We start from the raw sequence: 17,912 nt of genomic DNA, 5'->3' as shown, positions 1-17,912 counted from the left end.
ACTTTCACCCGGACAATCGATCCCCCGCGCGATCTGAACCCCTTTCCCCCGGTGGAGTTACCCTCAAAAAGGTGACCCATGGCAAACGACGACAATTACGCCGAGAAATACACGAAGCCGGAGCTACGCCGGAAAATCAAGAAAGCATTGATGGACTCCGACAAGGGGGGATCCCCCGGACAGTGGAGCGCCCGCAAGAGTCAATTACTCGTGCAGGAATACGAGAAGCAAGAAGGCGGGTATAAAAATGACGACAAGGACGAAGCGGCCCGAAGTCTGGAGCAGTGGACGGAAAATCAGTGGGAAACCAGCCAGGGATCGGCCGACGCCGAAGGGGCGGAGGGCATGGCCCGCTACCTTCCCCACGACGCCTGGGCCCTGCTTACCGATGACGGCCGCCGGCAGGCCAATCGCACCAAGAAAAAGGAGGACGATCGGGGGGAACAGTTCGCCGACTGGCCCGACATCGTGCGCCGAACGATGGTCGAGATAAATGCGATCGACGGAGAGGAAGGGCTCACGAAGGAGGAGCTGATGGATCGTGCGCAGGAATTGGACGTGCAGGGGCGCAGCAACATGGATAAGGGCGAGCTGAAGCAGGCCATCATCAAAACTTACAGTGCCCAAGAGGAAGACACCCTTGCGGATAAAACCAAGGACGAGCTGTACGATCTGGCCCGGGAGAGGGGAATCGACGGACGCAGTAAAATGGATAAGGATGCCCTACGGGACGCCCTGAAACAGGACCGGCGGGACTAGTCCCGCCGGTTACCTTTCAAATAGGTTATACGTTCGAAGTCAGGCGGCAGACCCTTCGGCCCGCCAAGTCGTTCTCTAGGCCTTATCTACGAAAGTAATCGCTTCACCTCCCTTGCCGGCGCGGCCCGTACGGCCTACGCGGTGGATGTAGGTGTCGTAGTCGGTAGGCGCCTCGAAGTTGATGACGTGGGTGATATCATCGATGTCGAGTCCGCGGGCCGCTACGTCGGTAGCGCAGAGCGCAGTGAGCTTACCGGACTTGAAGGCGTTCAGGGCTTTCTGGCGGTAGTTCTGACTTTTGTTGCCGTGAATCTCATCGGCGGAAATACCGGCCTGGTTCAACTTCTTGGTTACCTTCTTGACCCGGTGCTTCGTTTCGGCGAAGATCAGTACCCGCTTCATGTCGGGCTGCTGGAGCATCTCGATCAGTTCGTCGAACTTGTTGTCGGGCTCGACGAAGCGCACGGACTGGTTAATGTGCTCGGCGGAAGCTTCCCCGCTACTGACCTTGATGGTTTCGTAATCGGTCAGGAAGTGATCGATAAGCTTCTGCTGGCTCTTGTCGAGGGTAGCGGAGAAGAGCATGGTCTGGTCGCGGTCACCCATCTTTTCGGTGAGGAACATCACGTCCTTCTGGAAGCCCATGTCGAGCATGCGGTCAAACTCGTCGAGCACCAGCACGCTGGCTTCCTGTAGGTCGATCTTACCTTGCTGGTAGAGGTCTTTGAGTCGTCCCGGCGTGGCCACTACGAGGTGGTAGCTGCGCTTTTTCAGGTTGACGATGTCGGTGTTGATGTTGCGGCCGCCGATCAGGGTGATGGCGTTGTACTTCATCCCGAGGGTGAGGGCCCGGAATTCGTCCTCGATCTGGAGAGCCAGTTCGCGTGTTGGAGCCAGCACGAGGGTCTGGAAGGGATCCTCGCTTTCCAGCAAGGCATCGATCAGGGGAATCAGGAATGCGCCGGTCTTACCGGTACCGGTGGTGGCGATACCCATAACATCTTTCATGGCTGCGACATCCTTAAAGGATTTCTCCTGGATCTCGGTGGGGTATACCCAGCCGGCGGCCTTGATGGCGCTCTTCAGCTTGGCGTTGATCGGCCAGTCGGCGAATTTGGTTTCCGCGTGGTACTCGACGGATTTCAGGGGTACACCCTCGTGCACCATCATGTCGGCGGGCAGGGGAATATAGTTGTGGTTGGAGCGGCCACCACCGCTACCGCGGCGATCGCGGTTTCCGCCGCCACCGCCGCCGGAGCGTCGGTTTCCGCCGGAACGTTGGGGTTTACTAGAGCTGCGGCCTTTGCCGGAGCGGGAAGCGGGACGTTTACTGTCCATAAAGGTAAAAGGGAATTATCAACCCCGCGGAATGCGGGGGAGCCATGCCAGGGCCGGCAAGGTAGCCGGATAGCAATCGTACGTGCTTCGGTCCGAATGGTATGATACCCGAGCAGTCGGGAATATCGCGCGAGGCGTGGATCGGTAGAAGCAAAGAGTCCCGGCTCGCGGCGCAAAGGTACGCATTATTTATTTATCCCCGTGGGAAAATATTTAACAGTGATCCCTTCGGGGGCTATCGGGTTTCGGTCGCGGGTGCTATCGGTCGAGAGGGCAGGGTAGGGGGCTATGACGGCGACGCATTAGCCGGGGGAGCGGACAACCCTACGGGGGGATCCTGCGTTGATGCTATTCCACACGGGTCCTAAAACTTGGTTGACCCTACAATTTATTTAAATTGGGAAGTGACTTCGGCCTGTCTAGGGCGGGCCTCAACTCCTTCGACTTGTCAGGACTCCGAACCCGGTTCACGCCGGGGGAAGACAAGGGGATTACCGAACCAGGCCAGCTATCCCAACCATGTTCTTAGCAGGAGTCAAACCACCTGGGGGCACGTGTGGAACTAAAAACGCCCGATCGAGCAGCTGCTTGATCGGGCGTATTCTTTTGGGGTAGGGGAAGATTATTCCTCTTCTACGGCGCGGCCTCCGTGCAGGCTATTCTGCAGCTCTTCCAGCTCTCCCCAGTTCTGGTCGGCGGCAAGGCGTGCCTGCTTGGGCCAGGTGGAGGGATCGTGGGAACTGTAGTTGCCACCGGCATCCGCGAGTTGTTCCTTCAGGAAGTCCACGTCGGCATCGGCCAGGGCTTCCCAGCTCTTAATGCCCGCAGCGCTCAAGATCCCGGCGATACCGGGGCCTACGCCCTCGATAACGGTCAGGTCGTTGATCTTGTACTTCTTGCCGCTGGGCAGCACTACCTCTTCGGGGCGGTCGCTACCGGTTACTTCGGCGGTATTCAGTGCGTCGCCTTGATCGGCGTTGGCAGCGGCGAGTTCGGCCTCATCCGTGATACCGGGAGCAACGGAGGGCATCTCGGGGGCGTCCTCCATATGCACCGGTTCCGTATTTTCCTTAACCGAAGTCCGCGATTTGGCGGGCTGGCCGGCGTTGGAAGGGGAAGCAGAACGGCTGGAACTACCATTACCGTTACCGTTGCCATTGGTGGCAACCGCATCGGCGGGGTCGATGCTGACGAACATGCGGTTCAGTCGGCTTTTGGAGAAGGAAACCTTGCCGGCCACTTTAGCGTGGATGGTAAAATCCTTACCCATGTAAACGTTTTCACCGGGGTGGTACTTGGTTCCCCGCTGACGAATGATGATGTTACCGGCTTCGGCCGACTGGCCGCCGAAGAGCTTCACGCCCAGGCGCTTTGATTTACTGTCGCGGCCGTTATCGGTACTACCTACACCTTTTTTGTGTGCCATGGTATATTAAATTTTGGCTCCCCGAGGGGAAGTGATGAATGGGGCCGTGACTAGCCCGCGATGGAGTCGATTTTGAGCTTGGTGAATTGCTGACGGTGACCCTTCTTCAGGCGGTAGCCCTTGCGGCGCTTCTTTTTGAAGATGATCACTTTGTCTCCCTTGACGAGGGGATCAACAACGGTGGCCCCGATGGAGGCGCCACTGAGCATCGGCGTGCCCACGGTTACGTCATCGCCGTTGGCGAGGAGGTGAACCGCATCAAAACTGACGGAGTCGCCAGCTTTGGCTTCTAGCCGGTGGACGAAGATCTCCTGACCTTCCTCAACTTTGAATTGCTGACCGGCTATGGTTACGATTGCAAACATCGGTAATGGATGTTGGTGAAAAAAATTGATTTCGGGGCGCAAAGGTAAGGAAAAGGATTAGGATATACTAGTCCTTTTCAAACTTCATTCCCGGAGCCCGCGGGCGAATCCGTAGTAGGCGGGCTTTTTCTGCAGTTGTTCGTCGTAGAGCGTAGGCCAGTCCTTCAGGTCGAAAAAGCCATTGATCCAAGTATCCCGATCGGTAAAGCTCCAGAACGTGATGCCGTAGCGTTGGGCGGGCGGAACGTTTTCCCGGTACAGACGCGCCAAGCTTTCGTATTTCTGCGCCTGCTGCTCGAGGAGTTCCGGGGTGATCTTGTCCACGATCTGCTCCCCGCCGCCCTGGGTGTCGTCGTGGCGGTTGAAGATGATGTCCACTTCCGACAGGTGGATGAGTAAACCCGTTGCCGCGGCTTTCGCGAGGGAACGGCCGATCAGCTCCTCGTCCGTATCCATCCGGATGTGCATCTGGAAGCCGATCCCGTCGATGGGTACCCCGTCGGCCTGCATTTCTTCGACCAGCGCGAGCAGGCCGTTCAGTTTGGCCGTGTCGCGTTCGGTATTGAAATCGTTAATGAACAGCTTGGCTTCCGGATCCGCCCGGTCGGCCGCGCGAAAGGCCATCGGGATATACGCTTTGCCGATCTTTTCCAACCACGGGGTTTCCCGTAACTCGCCGCCACTGGTGGCCATCGCTTCGTTGACGACGTCCCAGCCATCTACCCGGCCCCGGTAGCGGGTCACCACGGTATCAATGTAGGAATTGATAAAGCCTTCGGCGGCCTCACCGTCAAGTTCCATGAGGTGGCGGGGAAACCCGTAGTGCCAGAGCAGCGTATGTCCGAAGACCCGCTTACCCTGCCGCTCGGCAAAGTTGACGAAGGCATCGGGAAGGGTAAAGTCCAGCGCACCCGGACCGCGGGCGATGGCATACATTTTCATATCATTGGTTGCCGTCAGGCTACTGAATTCTTCGGATACGATGGCCAGTAGGGCGGAATCACCGCGAACGCGTCCCTCATTAATGGCCCCTCCGATGGGGAAATCGGCTAAGTCCGCCAGCCCCGGAGGATCGGCGGTTGGGATTTCGGAAGTTTCCACCGCCGGCGTGGTGCAAGCCGATCCGTAGAGCAGCGGCAACAGGAGAAATAGGGACTTGTACATGTCGCAAAGTACGCATGCCCCAACCAACTGCCCTGGAAGAGCGCCTTCGGGGTCATGCGTCCGTGCGGCCGGTCGATTATCCCCCCCTGGCGGTCGACTCGGTTTGCTTATCCATGGCTACTAATCGATCTTGGGCGTCTAATCTATAGGATATGCTAGACGATATTTTAGAAGGTGCACGCAAAGCCATCAGCGGCCTGGCCAGTACCGTAGGCGAAGGCACCCGCGAAAAGACCAGCCAGATTATTGAAGACTGGCTTCAAATATTTCCGATCCTGGAAGGCTATGGGCTAAAGATTACCAGCTTCTCGATGACCCTCGCCATCAACCCTTCTTTAAACGTCGAACTGGTAGGTTCCCACGCCAACTGGACCGAGGAAGCCATCAAGGAGCGAATGAAAGCGCACAAGGGGGAGGCGGCCTTAACGACGGTATTCACGGCCATCCGTACCGCTTATCGCCTGCAACGGCAAACCAAGGCCGAGCTACAGGATCCCCTGATCCTCAAAGTCATCGTACGGCTCACGCCGGAAGTGCGGGTCGTGCTCGGGCAGCCGGTACTGGAGGATTAGCGTACTGATCATTTGGTAAAGATCGCGATACGCGGGTTGGTCCAGTAATTCCAGGTGACGGTTCATCGTGGCGTGGTCCCCCCGTGCAGCGGCACCCGTCTGACGAAGGGCCGGGCGGGTGCCATCCTGGGATAGGGCCGTATGGCGGATGATGGGCAAGAGCAAGTCGAAAGGAACGGCATGTCGCGAACAGAGATCATGGGCTACCTCGTAAAGTGCCGTCACGAAGTTATTGGAGAACACCGCCGCCAGGTGCAACTGGGCCCGCTGCCGGTCGTTCAGCCAGCTTATCGTCTCGCTCAGCTGCCCACTGATCGTGGTTAGTACATCGGCCGCCACCTTACCTTCGGCCTGCAGCACCAACGGAAGCTCTCGCCAATGGGAAATGGCTTCTCCTTTCCGTAAAGAGCGGATGGGCCAGAGCACGCCCCGGTGTAAAAAAGAGGGCGTTATCTGATCGAGCGGGGTGGCTCCGCTGGTGTGAAAAACGGGCACCCCAAGCGGGATGCGAATAGCCAACTCCCGACTAACCGGAGCGATAGCCTGATCGGGAACCGCCAGAAATACGGCATCCCAGTCCAGCCGGCTCATCTCCGAAAGGGGCAGCAGCGCACAGGGCCAGCCTTCCGTCGGGCGATCGGCGCGGTAAACGACTGTAGTAGGGTAGGGCAAAACCCCGGCGAGGTGCCAGGCCAGGTTTCCGCTTCCGATGATGGCGATCTTCACCCGGGATGGTTACTAACAATGATCAGTTCAGCTTGCGGAAGAAAAGCTCCAACTGCTGGGTGTCCTTGATCCCGGGCTGCGTTTCAAAGCGACTGTTGATATCAATGCCACGCAGTTGGGGATGATCAATGGCGTTGACCGCATCCGTATCCTCGGGGCCGATGCCGCCACTCAGCAGAAAGGGCACCGGGCCGGTGTACTCCCGCAGTTTTTCCCAGTTCCACTTTTTGCCCGTACCGCCGTGGGCTCCCGCGCCGCCGGTATCAAAAACGAACAGGCCGCAGCTGCTTACGTAAGGATTGGTCCGTTTAAAATCAAAATCGGGCGTAATGGAGAAGGCTTTAGCAATACCCGGCTTCCGCAGGGTGTCTACGCTCCAGAGAAGTTTAAGCTCCTGGCAGTAGCCTGCACTTTCGTCGCCGTGCAATTGTACCCAGTCGAGCCGGTAGTCGTGGACGGTATTCAGGATATAGTCTACTTCGGCGTTGACGAAAACCCCGAAGAGTTGTTGCTCCCGTAGCAGTTCGTGCTCCCGGTGCACCCATTCGCTCAGGGAGGCCTGACCGGCAAAACGCGGGGAGGCGGGGTGGAACACGAAGCCCAGGTAAGCGGGGTGAAGGGCGCTGACCGCCGTTATGTTAGTGGGGTCACGCAATCCGCAGACTTTTACTTTCATGCGATGGCGTCCTTGTAAATCGCCTCGATCTCGTGCGCTTTTTTGATAAATTCAGCCAGCGAACGACCTGGGTCCGGCTGCTGCATGAAGTGGGTGCCGACCAAAAAGCCCCGGTAGCCCGAGCGGCGTAGTTTGACGATGGACTGGGGGTCGTCGATGCCGCTTTCGCTGATGCGCAGCATGCCGGGAGGAAGCATCTCCGCCAGTTCGATGCTGCGGGCGATGTCTACCGAAAAGTTGCCGAGGTTGCGGTTATTGACGCCGATGATATCCACGTTCGGACTGATCTTGGCAACCTCCTCCTCGTCGTGGACTTCGCAGATCACCTGCAAGCCCAATTCGTTGGCTTCTTCGGCGAGTTCGTCGATCTGCACTGGATTCAGTACGGTGGCGATTAGCAACACCGCATCGGCCCCCATGGCGCGGGTCTCGTGGAGCTGGTAGCTGTCGATGATGAAATCCTTTCGAAGCACGGGAATATCGACGGCGGCCCGCAAGCGGTCGATGTCGTCCGGCAGTGCGCCGAAGAACTGGGTATCGGTGAGGCAGGAGATGGCAGCGGCACCCGCGGCGGCGTACCCGCGCCCTACGGCCACCGGGTCGGCTTCCGTATTGATGTCGTTCTGGGAAGGCGACTTCCGTTTGAATTCGGCGATGATGCCGAAGTCGGTGCTGTTCTCCATGGCACGGCAGAAGTCGTGCCGTTTGCCGTGGTAGCGTTCGGCGTCCTTCAGCGCCGAAAGGGGCAGCTTGGCGCGTCGCCGTTCGACTTCCAGTTTCTTGTATTCAATAATTCGGTCCAGAATAGTGGCCATGGGTGCATGCTTGTTCATCCCCAAGATAAGGCGTCGGCCCGGCTATGGGTTTGGTCTAGTCCAATAGTTTCTGCAACACGGCCAGCGCCTTTCCGCTGCGGATGCTTTCCCGCGCCTCCAGCACGCAGTCCTGTAGGTCCCGTTCCGGATGTATGACGTGAATGCCCAGCCCCGCGTTGGCGCAGACTACGGCCTCCTGGGCGGGCGTACCCTTACCTTGCAGTACGGCCAGGAAGATCTGTTTCCCCTCTTCGGGGGTCTCACCGCCGTAGAGGTCGTCCGGGGAAAGGGAGGGTAAGCCAAAATCTTTCGGATAGAGAATGCCCTGGCTCCTGCGGCCCCGCGCACTCACCCCCTCCGTCAGACTAACCTCGTCGTAGCCGTCCATCGCGTGGACGATGAGGTACTCCCGCGCTTCCTCGGACTGGAGAATGTAATCGTAGATCCGGCTTACCTCCCGATCGTAGGTCCCAAAGAGCTGATATTTAGGGCGGGCCGGGTTGATCAGCGGGCCGAGCAGATTGAAGAAGGTACGTACGCGCAGCGCTTTGCGCACGGGCACCACGTTCTTCATCGCCGGATGAAATAAGGGGGCGTGGAGAAAGCAGATGCCGGCCCGGTCCAGGTCGCCTAGCATTTTATCCCGGTCGTTGCTGAAGGTGTAGCCCAGTGCCTGGAGTACGTCGCTGCTGCCCACGTTGCTGCTCACTCCGTAGCTGCCGTGCTTGGTGACGGGGTAGCCGGCTCCGGCGACGACCACGCAGGAGAGCGTGCTGATATTAAAGGTGTTCTTACCGTCCCCGCCCGTACCGACGATGTCGATGGTTTCCCGACCGTCCAACGGCAGAGGGACGGCAAGCTCGAGCATGGCATCGCGAAATCCCTGGATCTCGGAGAGGTGGGGCGGGCGCATATTGATGGCCGATACGACCGCGGCAATCTCCGGTTCGGCGGCCTCGCCGTTGGCAATCCGGGTCAGCGTTTGGTAGGCCGTTGCTCGATCGAGGGGCTTTCTGCCGTAGAGTTGGGTGAGTAAGTTTTTCATACGCCCTAGAACCGGAAGCCGATACTGGTCTGGATGACGCGATTGTAATCCTTGTCGTTCGTATTGTATTCTCTTTCCTCCACGCCTTCGGTACGTGCCAGCCGCAGGTCGTTCTCCCCGCGGGTAGCGTCGGTGAGCCCGTACTGGTAGCGCAGGCCGAGGTAGAGCCCGTTGTTCAGGAATACGGATGCACCGCCTACCAGGCCAAAGTCCAGGCGACGGTACAGGGGGCGGTTGTCTTCACTGTTGTAGTAGGCGTCAATTACCGATGGGAATCCTTGCCGGGTCGGACTGGGTTCGATGATCGCCGCGAAGCCGATGTCGTCGCTGAAGTAATTGTAATCGTAATTAAAGGATATGTCGTCAACCGTACGTCCGTCGGGAAAAGTTACGTTAGAAAAGGTGGCCGACCCGGAAGCGCGGCTGTTGACGAGAAACCCGGCACTGACCCCGCCCTCGATTTCTACCGGGCCGAGGCGGTAGTAGCCCACTACGGGGATGTCGATGTAACTGTTGAGTACGTCGCGCTCGCTATCCAGGTCGCCGTTGATACGAAGTCCTTCCACGTCGTTCACGTCGCCGTATACGTAGAAATAGGAGGGCCCCTGGTAGCGTACTTCACCGCCTTTCTGGCTGTACATCAGGTCTGCCTTCACCCCCACGAGGTCCGTAAAGGCTAGGGCGAAGGTGGCTCCCACGTGAAAACCGGTAGTGCGCCGGAATTCTTCCAATGTCATATCCCCGTCCATTTCCTCGTCGGCGTCGAAGGTGATAAAGTTAAGGCCGGCGCGGAAACCGCCGCTGAAGGTTTGGGCGTACAGGCCGCTCAGCGGAAGCATCAGGGCGAGTAAAAGGGGGAGATGGGAACGGTGCATGGTTCAGATTTGGCTGCAAAGATGCTACAAAATTACGGTAGGGGGGCGGGGGGCCGCAGGAGCAAGGAGCGCGACCATTTCGAAACGGTTGGTTGCAAGAAACGGGACATTTTATTCTGATCGTTGTCAGCGCAACCGATTATTAGTGTACCTTGCGCCCTGAATTCAGGGGGGACACTCATCCAAATAAGTCGGTCAGAAAGAAAATCGGCGCGCTTCGGGCGTGCCGGCCTATTGAATTGTAATCAACTAAATAATTCCAAATGCAGAGATTTTCTCTAGTTCTCGCATTGGTGATCGGTCTGGCGGGATTTGCCCTTGCCCAGGAATCGATCACCGGTACGATCACCGACGCATCCGGTGAACCCCTCATTGGTGCTTCGGTCCTGGTGGCCGGGACGACCACCGGTACCGTTTCCGACTTTAACGGATACTTCACACTCAACGTGCCGGAAGGCGCCGAGGAGCTGATCGTCAGTTACACGGGCTACGCTACCCAGAACGTGCCCCTTACTACCGACGACAACTACGATATCGTCTTGGCCGAGGGCGTTCAGTTGAACGACGTAGTGGTGACGGCCCTCGGTATTTCCCGCGAGGAGAAGTCGTTGGGCTACGCGGTATCGCAGATTGACGGTGCGGAAGTAAATCAAGCTCAGGAAACTAACTTGGTAAGCGCGCTCAACGGCCGGGTGGCCGGTGCCCAGATCAACAACAATAACTCCGGCCTTGGCGGTTCGTCCAGTATCATTCTTCGGGGTGCTACCTCGCTCACGGGAACCAACCAGCCGCTGTTCGTTGTGGATGGTACACCTATCGATAACTCCACTTTTGGCGGACGAAACGCCAGTGAAGCACGCGGCGGGCAGGATTATGGAAACATGGCTCAGGATATCAATCCAAATGACATTGAGTCAATTTCTATTCTCAAGGGTGGTGCTGCCGCGGCTCTTTACGGTTCCCGTGCCTCCAACGGTGTCATTCTGATCACGACGAAAAGTGGAAAAGCTCGCAGGGGACTCGGGGTCACCATCAACTCCGGTATCCAATTTTCCACAGTGGCCGTATTGCCAGACTATCAGGATGAGTACGGCGGGGGACGTCGCGGAAATTTTCTTCCTTTTGAGTTCAAGGAAGGGGAATACCCTGAATCGTACCGGGAGTTTGACGGTCAGTTGATCGCGGACTATGCCTACGACGGAAGCTGGGGGCCCGCCCTGGATGGCACCCTGGTAAGACACTGGGACAGTTGGTTTCCTGGCGAAACGTTTGGCGAACTCCGGCCATGGGTTGCCTCTGAGAACAGTGTCCGTGATTTCTACGACACCGGCGTGCAGTACAACAATAACGTCTCGATTGCCGGTGGTAGCGAAACCGGCAACTTCCGCCTCTCGTACACCAACAACAGCAACAACGGCGTATACCCCGGTTCATCACTGAACCGCAATACGGTTAACGTAAGCGCCAGCCAGCAACTCGGCAGCAAGTTCACCGCCTCGGTGAACGCCAACTACGTCAATACCGCCGGAGAAGGTCGCCCCGGTATTGGCTATGGTAATGCGAGTGCCACTAATATACAGACCAATTTCAACCAGTGGTGGCAGCGCCAGTTGGACCTTGATCGTCTGAAAGACTATCAAATGCCAGACGGTACGCCGCGAACCTGGAACATTCGTGCCCCCAACGACCTGCGAGCTAATTATTGGGAAAGCCCCTATTGGACCATCAATCGTGATGGCAACTCCGATGATCGCGATCGCGTATTTGGTAATTTAGCCCTGCGTTACGACATCATGCCCGGTCTATCCCTTTCCGGATTCGCTCGCACGGACTATTACACTTTCCGTACGACCCAGCGCGTAGCTTCCGGTTCCAATGCCTCTTTGGACTATTATTCGGAGGTGGCGCGGACGGCGCGGGAAAATAACTTCGAGGCCCTGCTCGACTACTCAAAGACGTTCAGCGACTTTAGCATTGACGGACAGTTAGGTGCCAACCTTCGGCAAGAGCAAGATCAATCCACGGGGGGAAATACGGTGGATGGATTAAACGTACCCGATTACTATACCTTGGACGCATCCAATTCCCGTCCTAATCTTATCAATTACCGTTCTCAGAAAGAAGTTCAGTCCGTCTACGGTCGGCTGGGTATTGGCTGGCGCAGTATGTTGTACGTAGACGTCACCGGACGTAATGACTGGAGCTCAGCACTGGAATCGGGCAATAACAGCTACTTCTACCCGTCCGTTTCCGGAAGCTTCGTTTTCAGTGAACTGATTGCCAATAGCGACATCGTAAGCTTTGGTAAAATTCGGGGCGGCTTTGCTACGGTAGGAAATGATACCGATCCCTATAATACGCGGAATACGATTGGCAGTGTAGGACCGTTCGGTGCATTCCCGGGCTTTGCCATTCCGACCCAGCAGAGAAACTTTGACCTCCGCTCGGAAAGCATTACTACTTGGGAAACCGGCCTTGAAATGCGGTTCTTAAACGATCGCGCCGGATTTGACTTGACCTACTACGATATACAATCTGAGGATTTGATCTTTGACGTCAGCGTTTCTTCGACGACTGGGTTTGCCTCAACCTTCGTCAACGCAGGTCTGCTGGAAAACAAGGGTATCGAATTGAGGGTGTACGGCACCCCAGTGCAAACGGAGAATTTCACTTGGAATGTCGGGATCAATTATGCGCGTAACCGTAACAAAGTCGTAGAACTGATTGACGGACTTGATCAGTTGTCCATTGGAAGCACCTGGTACGTTAACTTTCTGGCTGAGAAAGGCCAGCCCTACGGCCAGCTCAACGGGGGCGGGTTCCTTCGCGATTCAACGAGCGGCTCCATCATCCTTGATGAAGAAGGCTTACCTACCCGAGTGACTAACCAGAACTTTGGCAGTGCTTACCCCGACTTCACGGGTGGTATATCCAATAGCTTTACGATTTACGGATTCAACATCAATACCTTGGTTGATTTCCGTAAGGGTGGGCAGATCTATTCCGTCAGCAACATGTGGGGTAACTATTCCGGTATGTTTGAGAATACCGTGGGAGTAAATGCCTTAGGTGCGCCAATCCGGGATCCTGCATACGACGAGGATGGAAACCGCTTATCAGGAGGAATTCTTATCGAAGGTGTGAATGAAGACGGCACCCCGAATGAGACCTACGTCGATGTCAGGAACTACTATGAATCGACCTTCCAAATCAGTGAACAATTTGTCTACGATGCCAGCTTCGTAAAGCTCCGCGAGGTCAGCATCAGTCGTCCGCTTCCCGCTGCGTGGTTTGCCAATAATTTTATAAGCACCGCTACGCTGAGCCTAACCGCTCGGAACTTGGCAATCCTCTACAAGAATGCCCCCAACATTGATCCCGACGCGGCATTGTCAAACGGTAATATTCAAGGCTACGAAAATGGTCAGAACCCGAGTGTCCGTAGTTACGGAGTCAACCTTAATGTAAGCTTCTAGCAGTGGCCGCAGACCATTTCTTATCACAAAAAACTACGATGATGACTCGCATAATATTTGCGCTCTTAATAGTTCTTGGATTCACCCGTTGTACGGATGACTTTCAGGAAATTAATACCGATCCCAACAGCCCCACGTCGGTTCCGACTTCATACATCATATCGGAGTCCCAGCGGCAATTAGTAAGCCAGCTGCTTGGACAATCTGCCCTGGGGGAGATCGGTAACCACTATGCCCAGTATCTGTCACAAAACCAGTATACTGACGTAACCCGCTACTCTACCCAAGAAACCTCATTTTATGGCCTCTACCGTAGTGGCTTGCAGGACTTTCAGTATGTGATTGAGGTCAATACCGATGAGGAAACCAGAGGTAATGCCAGCGCTTCTGGTCCAAACGCGAATCAAATTGCTTTGGCTATGATCATGCAGCAGTGGGGTTTTCTGAATATAACGGATGTCTGGGGCGATGTTCCCTACACCGACGCTTTGCAGGGCTCCGCCAATCTTTCTCCGGTTTATGACGAGCAAGAGGAAATCTACCGTGGTGCCGTTGCAAACCTCATGGAAGCACGCGACATGATTGTCGAGGGCTCCGTTACCGGAGACCTTATTTTCGGTGGAGACATGGAAATGTGGCGGAAATTCGCTAACAGCCTGATTTTACGTGCTGGCCTTCGGGTATCCAACGTAGCACCTGACCTCGGTTCTGAGTGGGCTAACGAAGCCCTTAATAACCAGTATGGGGTAATGACTTCCAATGCTGACAACGCTGAACTAGTGTATGCCGGTACTGGGGGACTTGGAGATAACCCTTGGTATACAAACTCGCTCACACGTACGGACTATGTCGTTAGCGAACCGCTAATTGACTACTTACAAAGTGTGAACGATCCCCGCCTCATGGTCTATGCTCAGCCTACCGCTAACTCTCAACTATCCGGTGACCTCGTGTACCGCGGTAAGCCATACGGAGTTACGGAAGAGCAAGCCGGACTTACTGCTACCGCTGATGTGTCATTTCCCGGCTTAGAGTATTTCTATAGCCCGACTTCACCGCTCACTATTCTGACGTATAGTGAAGTGCTTTTCAATCAGTCGGAAGCCGCCGCCCGTGGCTGGATTGAAGGCGACGCCGCGGACCTTTACCGTCAGGCCATCATTGCCAGCATGAACCAATACGGTATTACGGATGAAGCCGCCATCACTGACTACCTGGACCAAGAGTCGGTAGAATTTAATGCAAGCAATTTTCAACAATCTATTGGACAGCAAAAGTGGCTAGCGCTGTACTACCAGGGAATTGAGGGCTGGTCGGAATGGCGCCGCTTGGGGTACCCAGATTTGAACCCAGCTCCTGCCGCCCTCAACGCCAGTAAGCAAATTCCCCGTCGGAGAGCGTATACTACCGATGAATTCGCGCTTAACCGGGAGCAGTATAATGATGCTATTGATCGCCAGTTTGGCTCAACCGGAGATACGATCGACGGTCGCGTCTGGTGGGACGTCCAGTAAACGGATCACCCCTTAGGCAACAGGAAGGGAGGCATGGCGCAGGCTACGCCTCCCTTTTTTATTGGCCGGCTACTAGGTAGTACGCAGCTCAACCGTTCGGGTAACAAGGTGTTAGTAACAAAAAGTCAACGATGAGCCAAGCCACCGCCACCAAGCGCCCCGTCCTTCTCTATACCGAACAGACCCCCAACCCCGAGACACTCAAGTTCGTCACCAACCGGATGCTCTACAACGGCACCGCCGAGTTCCGGGAAGAGGAGTTTGCCCGGGAGTGGTCGCCCCTCGCCGCCGTACTGTATGATTTCCCCTACGTGAAGAAGGTGTACATCGCCAACAACTATGTTACCATCACCAAGGAATTCAACTACAGCTGGGACGATATCATGCTCAAGCTGAAGGAGTACGTCAAGGGGTACCTCGAAGAGAACAAGCCCATCATCAAGGACGGCTTCGCAGAGGAGGTCGCCCGCATTGAGGAAGAGCGTGGCGTCAGCTACGAATACACCGAAGACGAAGCGGAAACCGTCGCCCAGATCAAGGAGCTGATCGACACCTACGTCAAACCGGCCGTGGAAATGGACGGCGGTAACATCGAATTCAAATCCTACCAGGAGGGTGTCGTTACCGTGATCATGCAGGGCGCCTGCTCCGGTTGCCCTAGCTCCACCGTCACCCTGAAGTCCGGTATCGAGCAGATGCTCAAGCGGATGATGCCCCAGGTGAAGGAGGTGGTCCAGGAAATGGGCTAGGGAAGTACGAAGTTTGAAGGACTAAGTACCAAGTCAAAAGGTACTGCCGCCCGCCGGGATCGTTCACAACGGACCCGGCGGGTTGGCATTTTAAGCGGCCGCTCCCGGCCAGTATATGAACGCATCCGATCTCGCCTTCGACCGGCAACATCTCTGGCACCCCTACACCAGTCTGCGGGACCCGCTCCCGGTGTACCCGATAACATCGGCCACCGGCTGCCGGCTGCAACTCGCCGACGGCCGCGAGCTGGTCGACGGGATGTCCAGCTGGTGGTGCGCCATCCACGGCTACAATGTCCCCGAACTGAACGATGCTCTCCACCGGCAGGCCGAACGGATGAGCCACGTCATGTTCGGGGGCATCACCCACGAACCGGCCATCGAACTCGGTAAGCGGCTGGTTAAAATCCTTCCTAAAGGGTTGGATCGCATTTTCCTGGCCGACAGCGGCTCGGTCAGTGTGGAGGTAGCCATGAAAATGGCCGTCCAGTACCAAAATGCACTGGGATTCCCGGAGCGGCACAAATTTCTGACTCTGCGCGGCGGCTACCACGGCGATACCACCGCGCCGATGTCGGTCTGTGACCCGGTAACGGGAATGCACCAGGTGTTCCGGGGCTTCTTGCCCGAGCACGCCTTTTTTCGGCGGCCACCGGGGGGGTATCAATCGCCAGTCGACCCGGTCTACGTAGCCGATCTGGCCGCCTTTTTCGCGGAGTACGCCGGTCGGACCGCGGCCTTTATCGTCGAACCCGTGGTACAGGGAGCCGGTGGCATGCATTTCTACAATCCCGCTTACCTACGAGTTTTCCGGGAACTCTGTGACCGCCACGGTCTCTTGCTTATCTACGATGAGATCGCCACCGGCTTCGGCCGGACCGGCCAGTTGTTTTTGGGCGGCGGGGGCGCAGGAAACGAAATCTCTCCGGAAGGGGAAGCGAACCACCGCCCCGATATCATGACCGTGGGAAAGGCCCTCACTGGAGGGTACCTAACCCTGGCGGCCACCGTTTGCAGCGCTGAAGTGGCCGACGTCATCGGTAGGGGAGAAGCGGGGGTGATGATGCACGGTCCGACCTTCATGGCCAATCCGCTGGCCTGCGCGGTCGCCTGCGCGAGCATCGATCTTTTACTGGCAAGTCCCTGGGAGCAACAGGTAAGGTGTATCGCTTCCCGGTTAACCCGGCACCTGCGCCCCGCCGCCCAAAGCAGTCGGGTAAAGGAGGTACGCGTACTGGGCGCGATCGGGGTAGTGGAAATGCACGAGCCGGTGGACGTGGCCGCCGCCCAGGCCATTTTCGTGCGGGAGGGCGCATGGATCCGACCCTTCGGCCGCTTGATCTACCTGATGCCGCCCTTCACCATTAATGAACCGGAATTAGAACTGCTTTGCCGCGCGGTGGTTAAATATGTTTAATTTCGCCCCCCGTAAACGTATTTCGCCAATGGCAACCGTAAAATTTACCTTCGAGGACAAAAGCATTTCCCCCAAAACGGTGGAGGATGTTGAAGTCGACATGAGCATCCTGGAGGTGACCGAGGAAAATGGTATTCACCTGAATCACAATTGTGGGGAGGTCTGTGCCTGCTCCACCTGCCACGTCTACGTCCTGACCGGCGAGGATGCCCTGGAGGGAATAAGCGACAAGGAAGAAGACTTCATCGACCGAGCCATCAACCCCCGCATCGAAAGCCGGCTGGGTTGCCAGGCCGTCATTCTGGACGAGAACGCCGTGATCGAAGTGGAGATACCGGATCAGCGCAAAATAATCGGCCACGAACACTAAGATTTACGGTTTACGATGCTTGAATCACACTGGCCAATTTTAACCGAATCGGAATCGTGCGTACCTCATCGTAAATCGGATGTCATAAACCGCAATTACCTATGAGTTTTAAAGATTTCGACGATTTTCCCTTCGGCTGGGCCGACCACGAGGACATCGCCATTGCCCTCTACGATCGCTTCGGGGATGATTTCGGACAGGATAAAATCTATCGCGTCCGGTTCACCGACTTGCTGGATTGGATTCTCGAAATCCCCCAGTTCACCGGCAGCCGCGAAGGCTCCACGGAGGAACACCTGGAGCAGATTCAGGCTAAGTGGGTTTATGAGTGGCGGGAGAATCAGTAGACGGTCGCTGCGCTCCCTGGTAGACGGTCGCTATCGCTCCCTGGTAGACGGTCGCTATCGCTCTCTGGTTGACGGTCGCTTCGCTTTATGGTAGACAGTGGCTGGCGCTCCCTTTGATATCTATGCAAAAGGGCTTTTTTTGACGGAGCATGGCGAACACGATTGGCTGGGGAAAATTGCTTGTAAAAGACTAAAAGACTAAAAGACTAAAAGACTAAAAGACTAAAAGACTAAAAGACTAAAAGACTAAAAGACTAAAAGACTAAAAGACTAAAAGA

General features: G+C 56.2%; 17 protein-coding genes and 1 pseudogene. 8 read left to right on the top strand and 10 right to left on the bottom strand.

Features of this window, described 5'->3' with window-relative positions; translation table 11 throughout:
- Window positions 1-78: 78 nt before the first annotated feature.
- Window positions 79-759 (top strand): hypothetical protein, encoded by a 681-nt coding sequence (locus CLV84_RS20670; protein ID WP_211295318.1) that lies wholly within the window; start codon window positions 79-81, stop codon window positions 757-759.
- 75 nt (window positions 760-834) lie between these two features.
- Here the strand turns inward: CLV84_RS20670 and CLV84_RS20665 are convergent, their stop codons facing one another.
- The 5 genes and pseudogenes from CLV84_RS20665 to CLV84_RS20650 form a co-directional block, all read right to left on the bottom strand.
- The gene (locus CLV84_RS20665) at window positions 835-2,097 is read right to left on the bottom strand and encodes a DEAD/DEAH box helicase (RefSeq protein ID WP_104421757.1); all 1,263 of its coding nucleotides are present in this window, start codon (window positions 2,095-2,097) and stop codon (window positions 835-837) included.
- Window positions 2,098-2,719: 622 nt separating this feature from the next.
- On the bottom strand, window positions 2,720-3,127 hold the full coding sequence (locus CLV84_RS22395; RefSeq protein ID WP_406603349.1) for a helix-hairpin-helix domain-containing protein: 408 nt from the start codon (window positions 3,125-3,127) through the stop codon (window positions 2,720-2,722).
- A 147-nt stretch (window positions 3,128-3,274) separates the two neighbouring features.
- A pseudogene (rpmA, locus tag CLV84_RS22130) lies at window positions 3,275-3,523 on the bottom strand (50S ribosomal protein L27); the annotation flags it as partial.
- Between the two features lie 50 nt (window positions 3,524-3,573).
- Window positions 3,574-3,888 carry a 50S ribosomal protein L21 gene (gene rplU / locus CLV84_RS20655; protein ID WP_104421755.1) on the bottom strand — a complete coding sequence of 105 codons (315 nt, stop codon included), beginning with the start codon at window positions 3,886-3,888 and terminating at the stop codon, window positions 3,574-3,576.
- 84 nt (window positions 3,889-3,972) lie between these two features.
- On the bottom strand, window positions 3,973-5,052 hold the full coding sequence (locus tag CLV84_RS20650) for an endo-1,4-beta-xylanase (protein WP_104421754.1): 1,080 nt from the start codon (window positions 5,050-5,052) through the stop codon (window positions 3,973-3,975).
- Window positions 5,053-5,204: 152 nt separating this feature from the next.
- Between CLV84_RS20650 and CLV84_RS20645 the strand changes: the two genes are divergently transcribed.
- Entirely contained in the window at window positions 5,205-5,624 is a 420-nt protein-coding gene (locus CLV84_RS20645; RefSeq protein ID WP_104421753.1) for a hypothetical protein, read from the top strand.
- On the opposite strand, the gene CLV84_RS20640 is transcribed toward CLV84_RS20645, so the two are convergent.
- Genes CLV84_RS20640 through CLV84_RS20620 form a run of 5 tightly spaced genes read right to left on the bottom strand, consistent with a single transcriptional unit; the run spans window position 5,538 to window position 9,761 of the window.
- On the bottom strand, window positions 5,538-6,350 hold the full coding sequence (locus CLV84_RS20640) for a DUF2520 domain-containing protein (RefSeq protein WP_104421752.1): 813 nt from the start codon (window positions 6,348-6,350) through the stop codon (window positions 5,538-5,540). The genes CLV84_RS20645 and CLV84_RS20640 overlap by 87 nt on opposite strands.
- 22 nt (window positions 6,351-6,372) lie before the next feature.
- Complete coding sequence (locus CLV84_RS20635) at window positions 6,373-7,026, bottom strand: phosphoribosylanthranilate isomerase (RefSeq protein ID WP_104421751.1); 654 nt, start codon at window positions 7,024-7,026, stop codon at window positions 6,373-6,375.
- Entirely contained in the window at window positions 7,023-7,841 is an 819-nt protein-coding gene (gene trpC / locus CLV84_RS20630) for an indole-3-glycerol phosphate synthase TrpC (RefSeq protein ID WP_104421750.1), read from the bottom strand. The genes CLV84_RS20635 and trpC overlap by 4 nt, the downstream gene beginning before the upstream one ends.
- Window positions 7,842-7,896: 55 nt before the next feature.
- Window positions 7,897-8,886, bottom strand: coding sequence for an anthranilate phosphoribosyltransferase (trpD, locus tag CLV84_RS20625; protein WP_104421749.1), 990 nt, complete (start codon window positions 8,884-8,886; stop codon window positions 7,897-7,899).
- A gap of 5 nt (window positions 8,887-8,891) precedes the next feature.
- Window positions 8,892-9,761 carry a porin family protein gene (locus tag CLV84_RS20620; protein WP_104421748.1) on the bottom strand — a complete coding sequence of 290 codons (870 nt, stop codon included), beginning with the start codon at window positions 9,759-9,761 and terminating at the stop codon, window positions 8,892-8,894.
- A 263-nt stretch (window positions 9,762-10,024) separates the two neighbouring features.
- Here CLV84_RS20620 and CLV84_RS20615 point away from each other — a divergent pair, with 263 nt between their 5' ends.
- The 6 genes from CLV84_RS20615 (at window position 10,025) to iscX (ending at window position 17,634) form a co-directional block, all read left to right on the top strand.
- A complete protein-coding gene (locus CLV84_RS20615; protein WP_104421747.1) occupies window positions 10,025-13,237 on the top strand; it encodes a SusC/RagA family TonB-linked outer membrane protein in 3,213 nt (1,070 codons plus the stop codon).
- Between the two features lie 38 nt (window positions 13,238-13,275).
- Window positions 13,276-14,751 carry a SusD/RagB family nutrient-binding outer membrane lipoprotein gene (locus CLV84_RS20610; protein ID WP_104421746.1) on the top strand — a complete coding sequence of 492 codons (1,476 nt, stop codon included), beginning with the start codon at window positions 13,276-13,278 and terminating at the stop codon, window positions 14,749-14,751.
- 131 nt (window positions 14,752-14,882) lie between these two features.
- On the top strand, window positions 14,883-15,500 hold the full coding sequence (locus CLV84_RS20605) for a NifU family protein (RefSeq protein WP_104421745.1): 618 nt from the start codon (window positions 14,883-14,885) through the stop codon (window positions 15,498-15,500).
- 115 nt (window positions 15,501-15,615) lie between these two features.
- Window positions 15,616-16,917, top strand: a complete 1,302-nt coding sequence (bioA, locus tag CLV84_RS20600; RefSeq protein WP_104421744.1) for an adenosylmethionine--8-amino-7-oxononanoate transaminase — start codon at window positions 15,616-15,618, stop codon at window positions 16,915-16,917.
- Window positions 16,918-16,945: 28 nt separating this feature from the next.
- A complete protein-coding gene (locus CLV84_RS20595) occupies window positions 16,946-17,287 on the top strand; it encodes a 2Fe-2S iron-sulfur cluster-binding protein (RefSeq protein WP_104421743.1) in 342 nt (113 codons plus the stop codon).
- A gap of 101 nt (window positions 17,288-17,388) precedes the next feature.
- Entirely contained in the window at window positions 17,389-17,634 is a 246-nt protein-coding gene (gene iscX, locus CLV84_RS20590) for a Fe-S cluster assembly protein IscX (protein WP_104421742.1), read from the top strand.
- Window positions 17,635-17,912 lie beyond the last annotated feature (278 nt).

This window comes from Neolewinella xylanilytica, from assembly GCF_002934605.1.
GTDB classification, from domain to species: domain Bacteria; phylum Bacteroidota; class Bacteroidia; order Chitinophagales; family Saprospiraceae; genus Neolewinella; species Neolewinella xylanilytica.
This window is presented reverse-complemented; position numbering and strand designations above follow the sequence as displayed.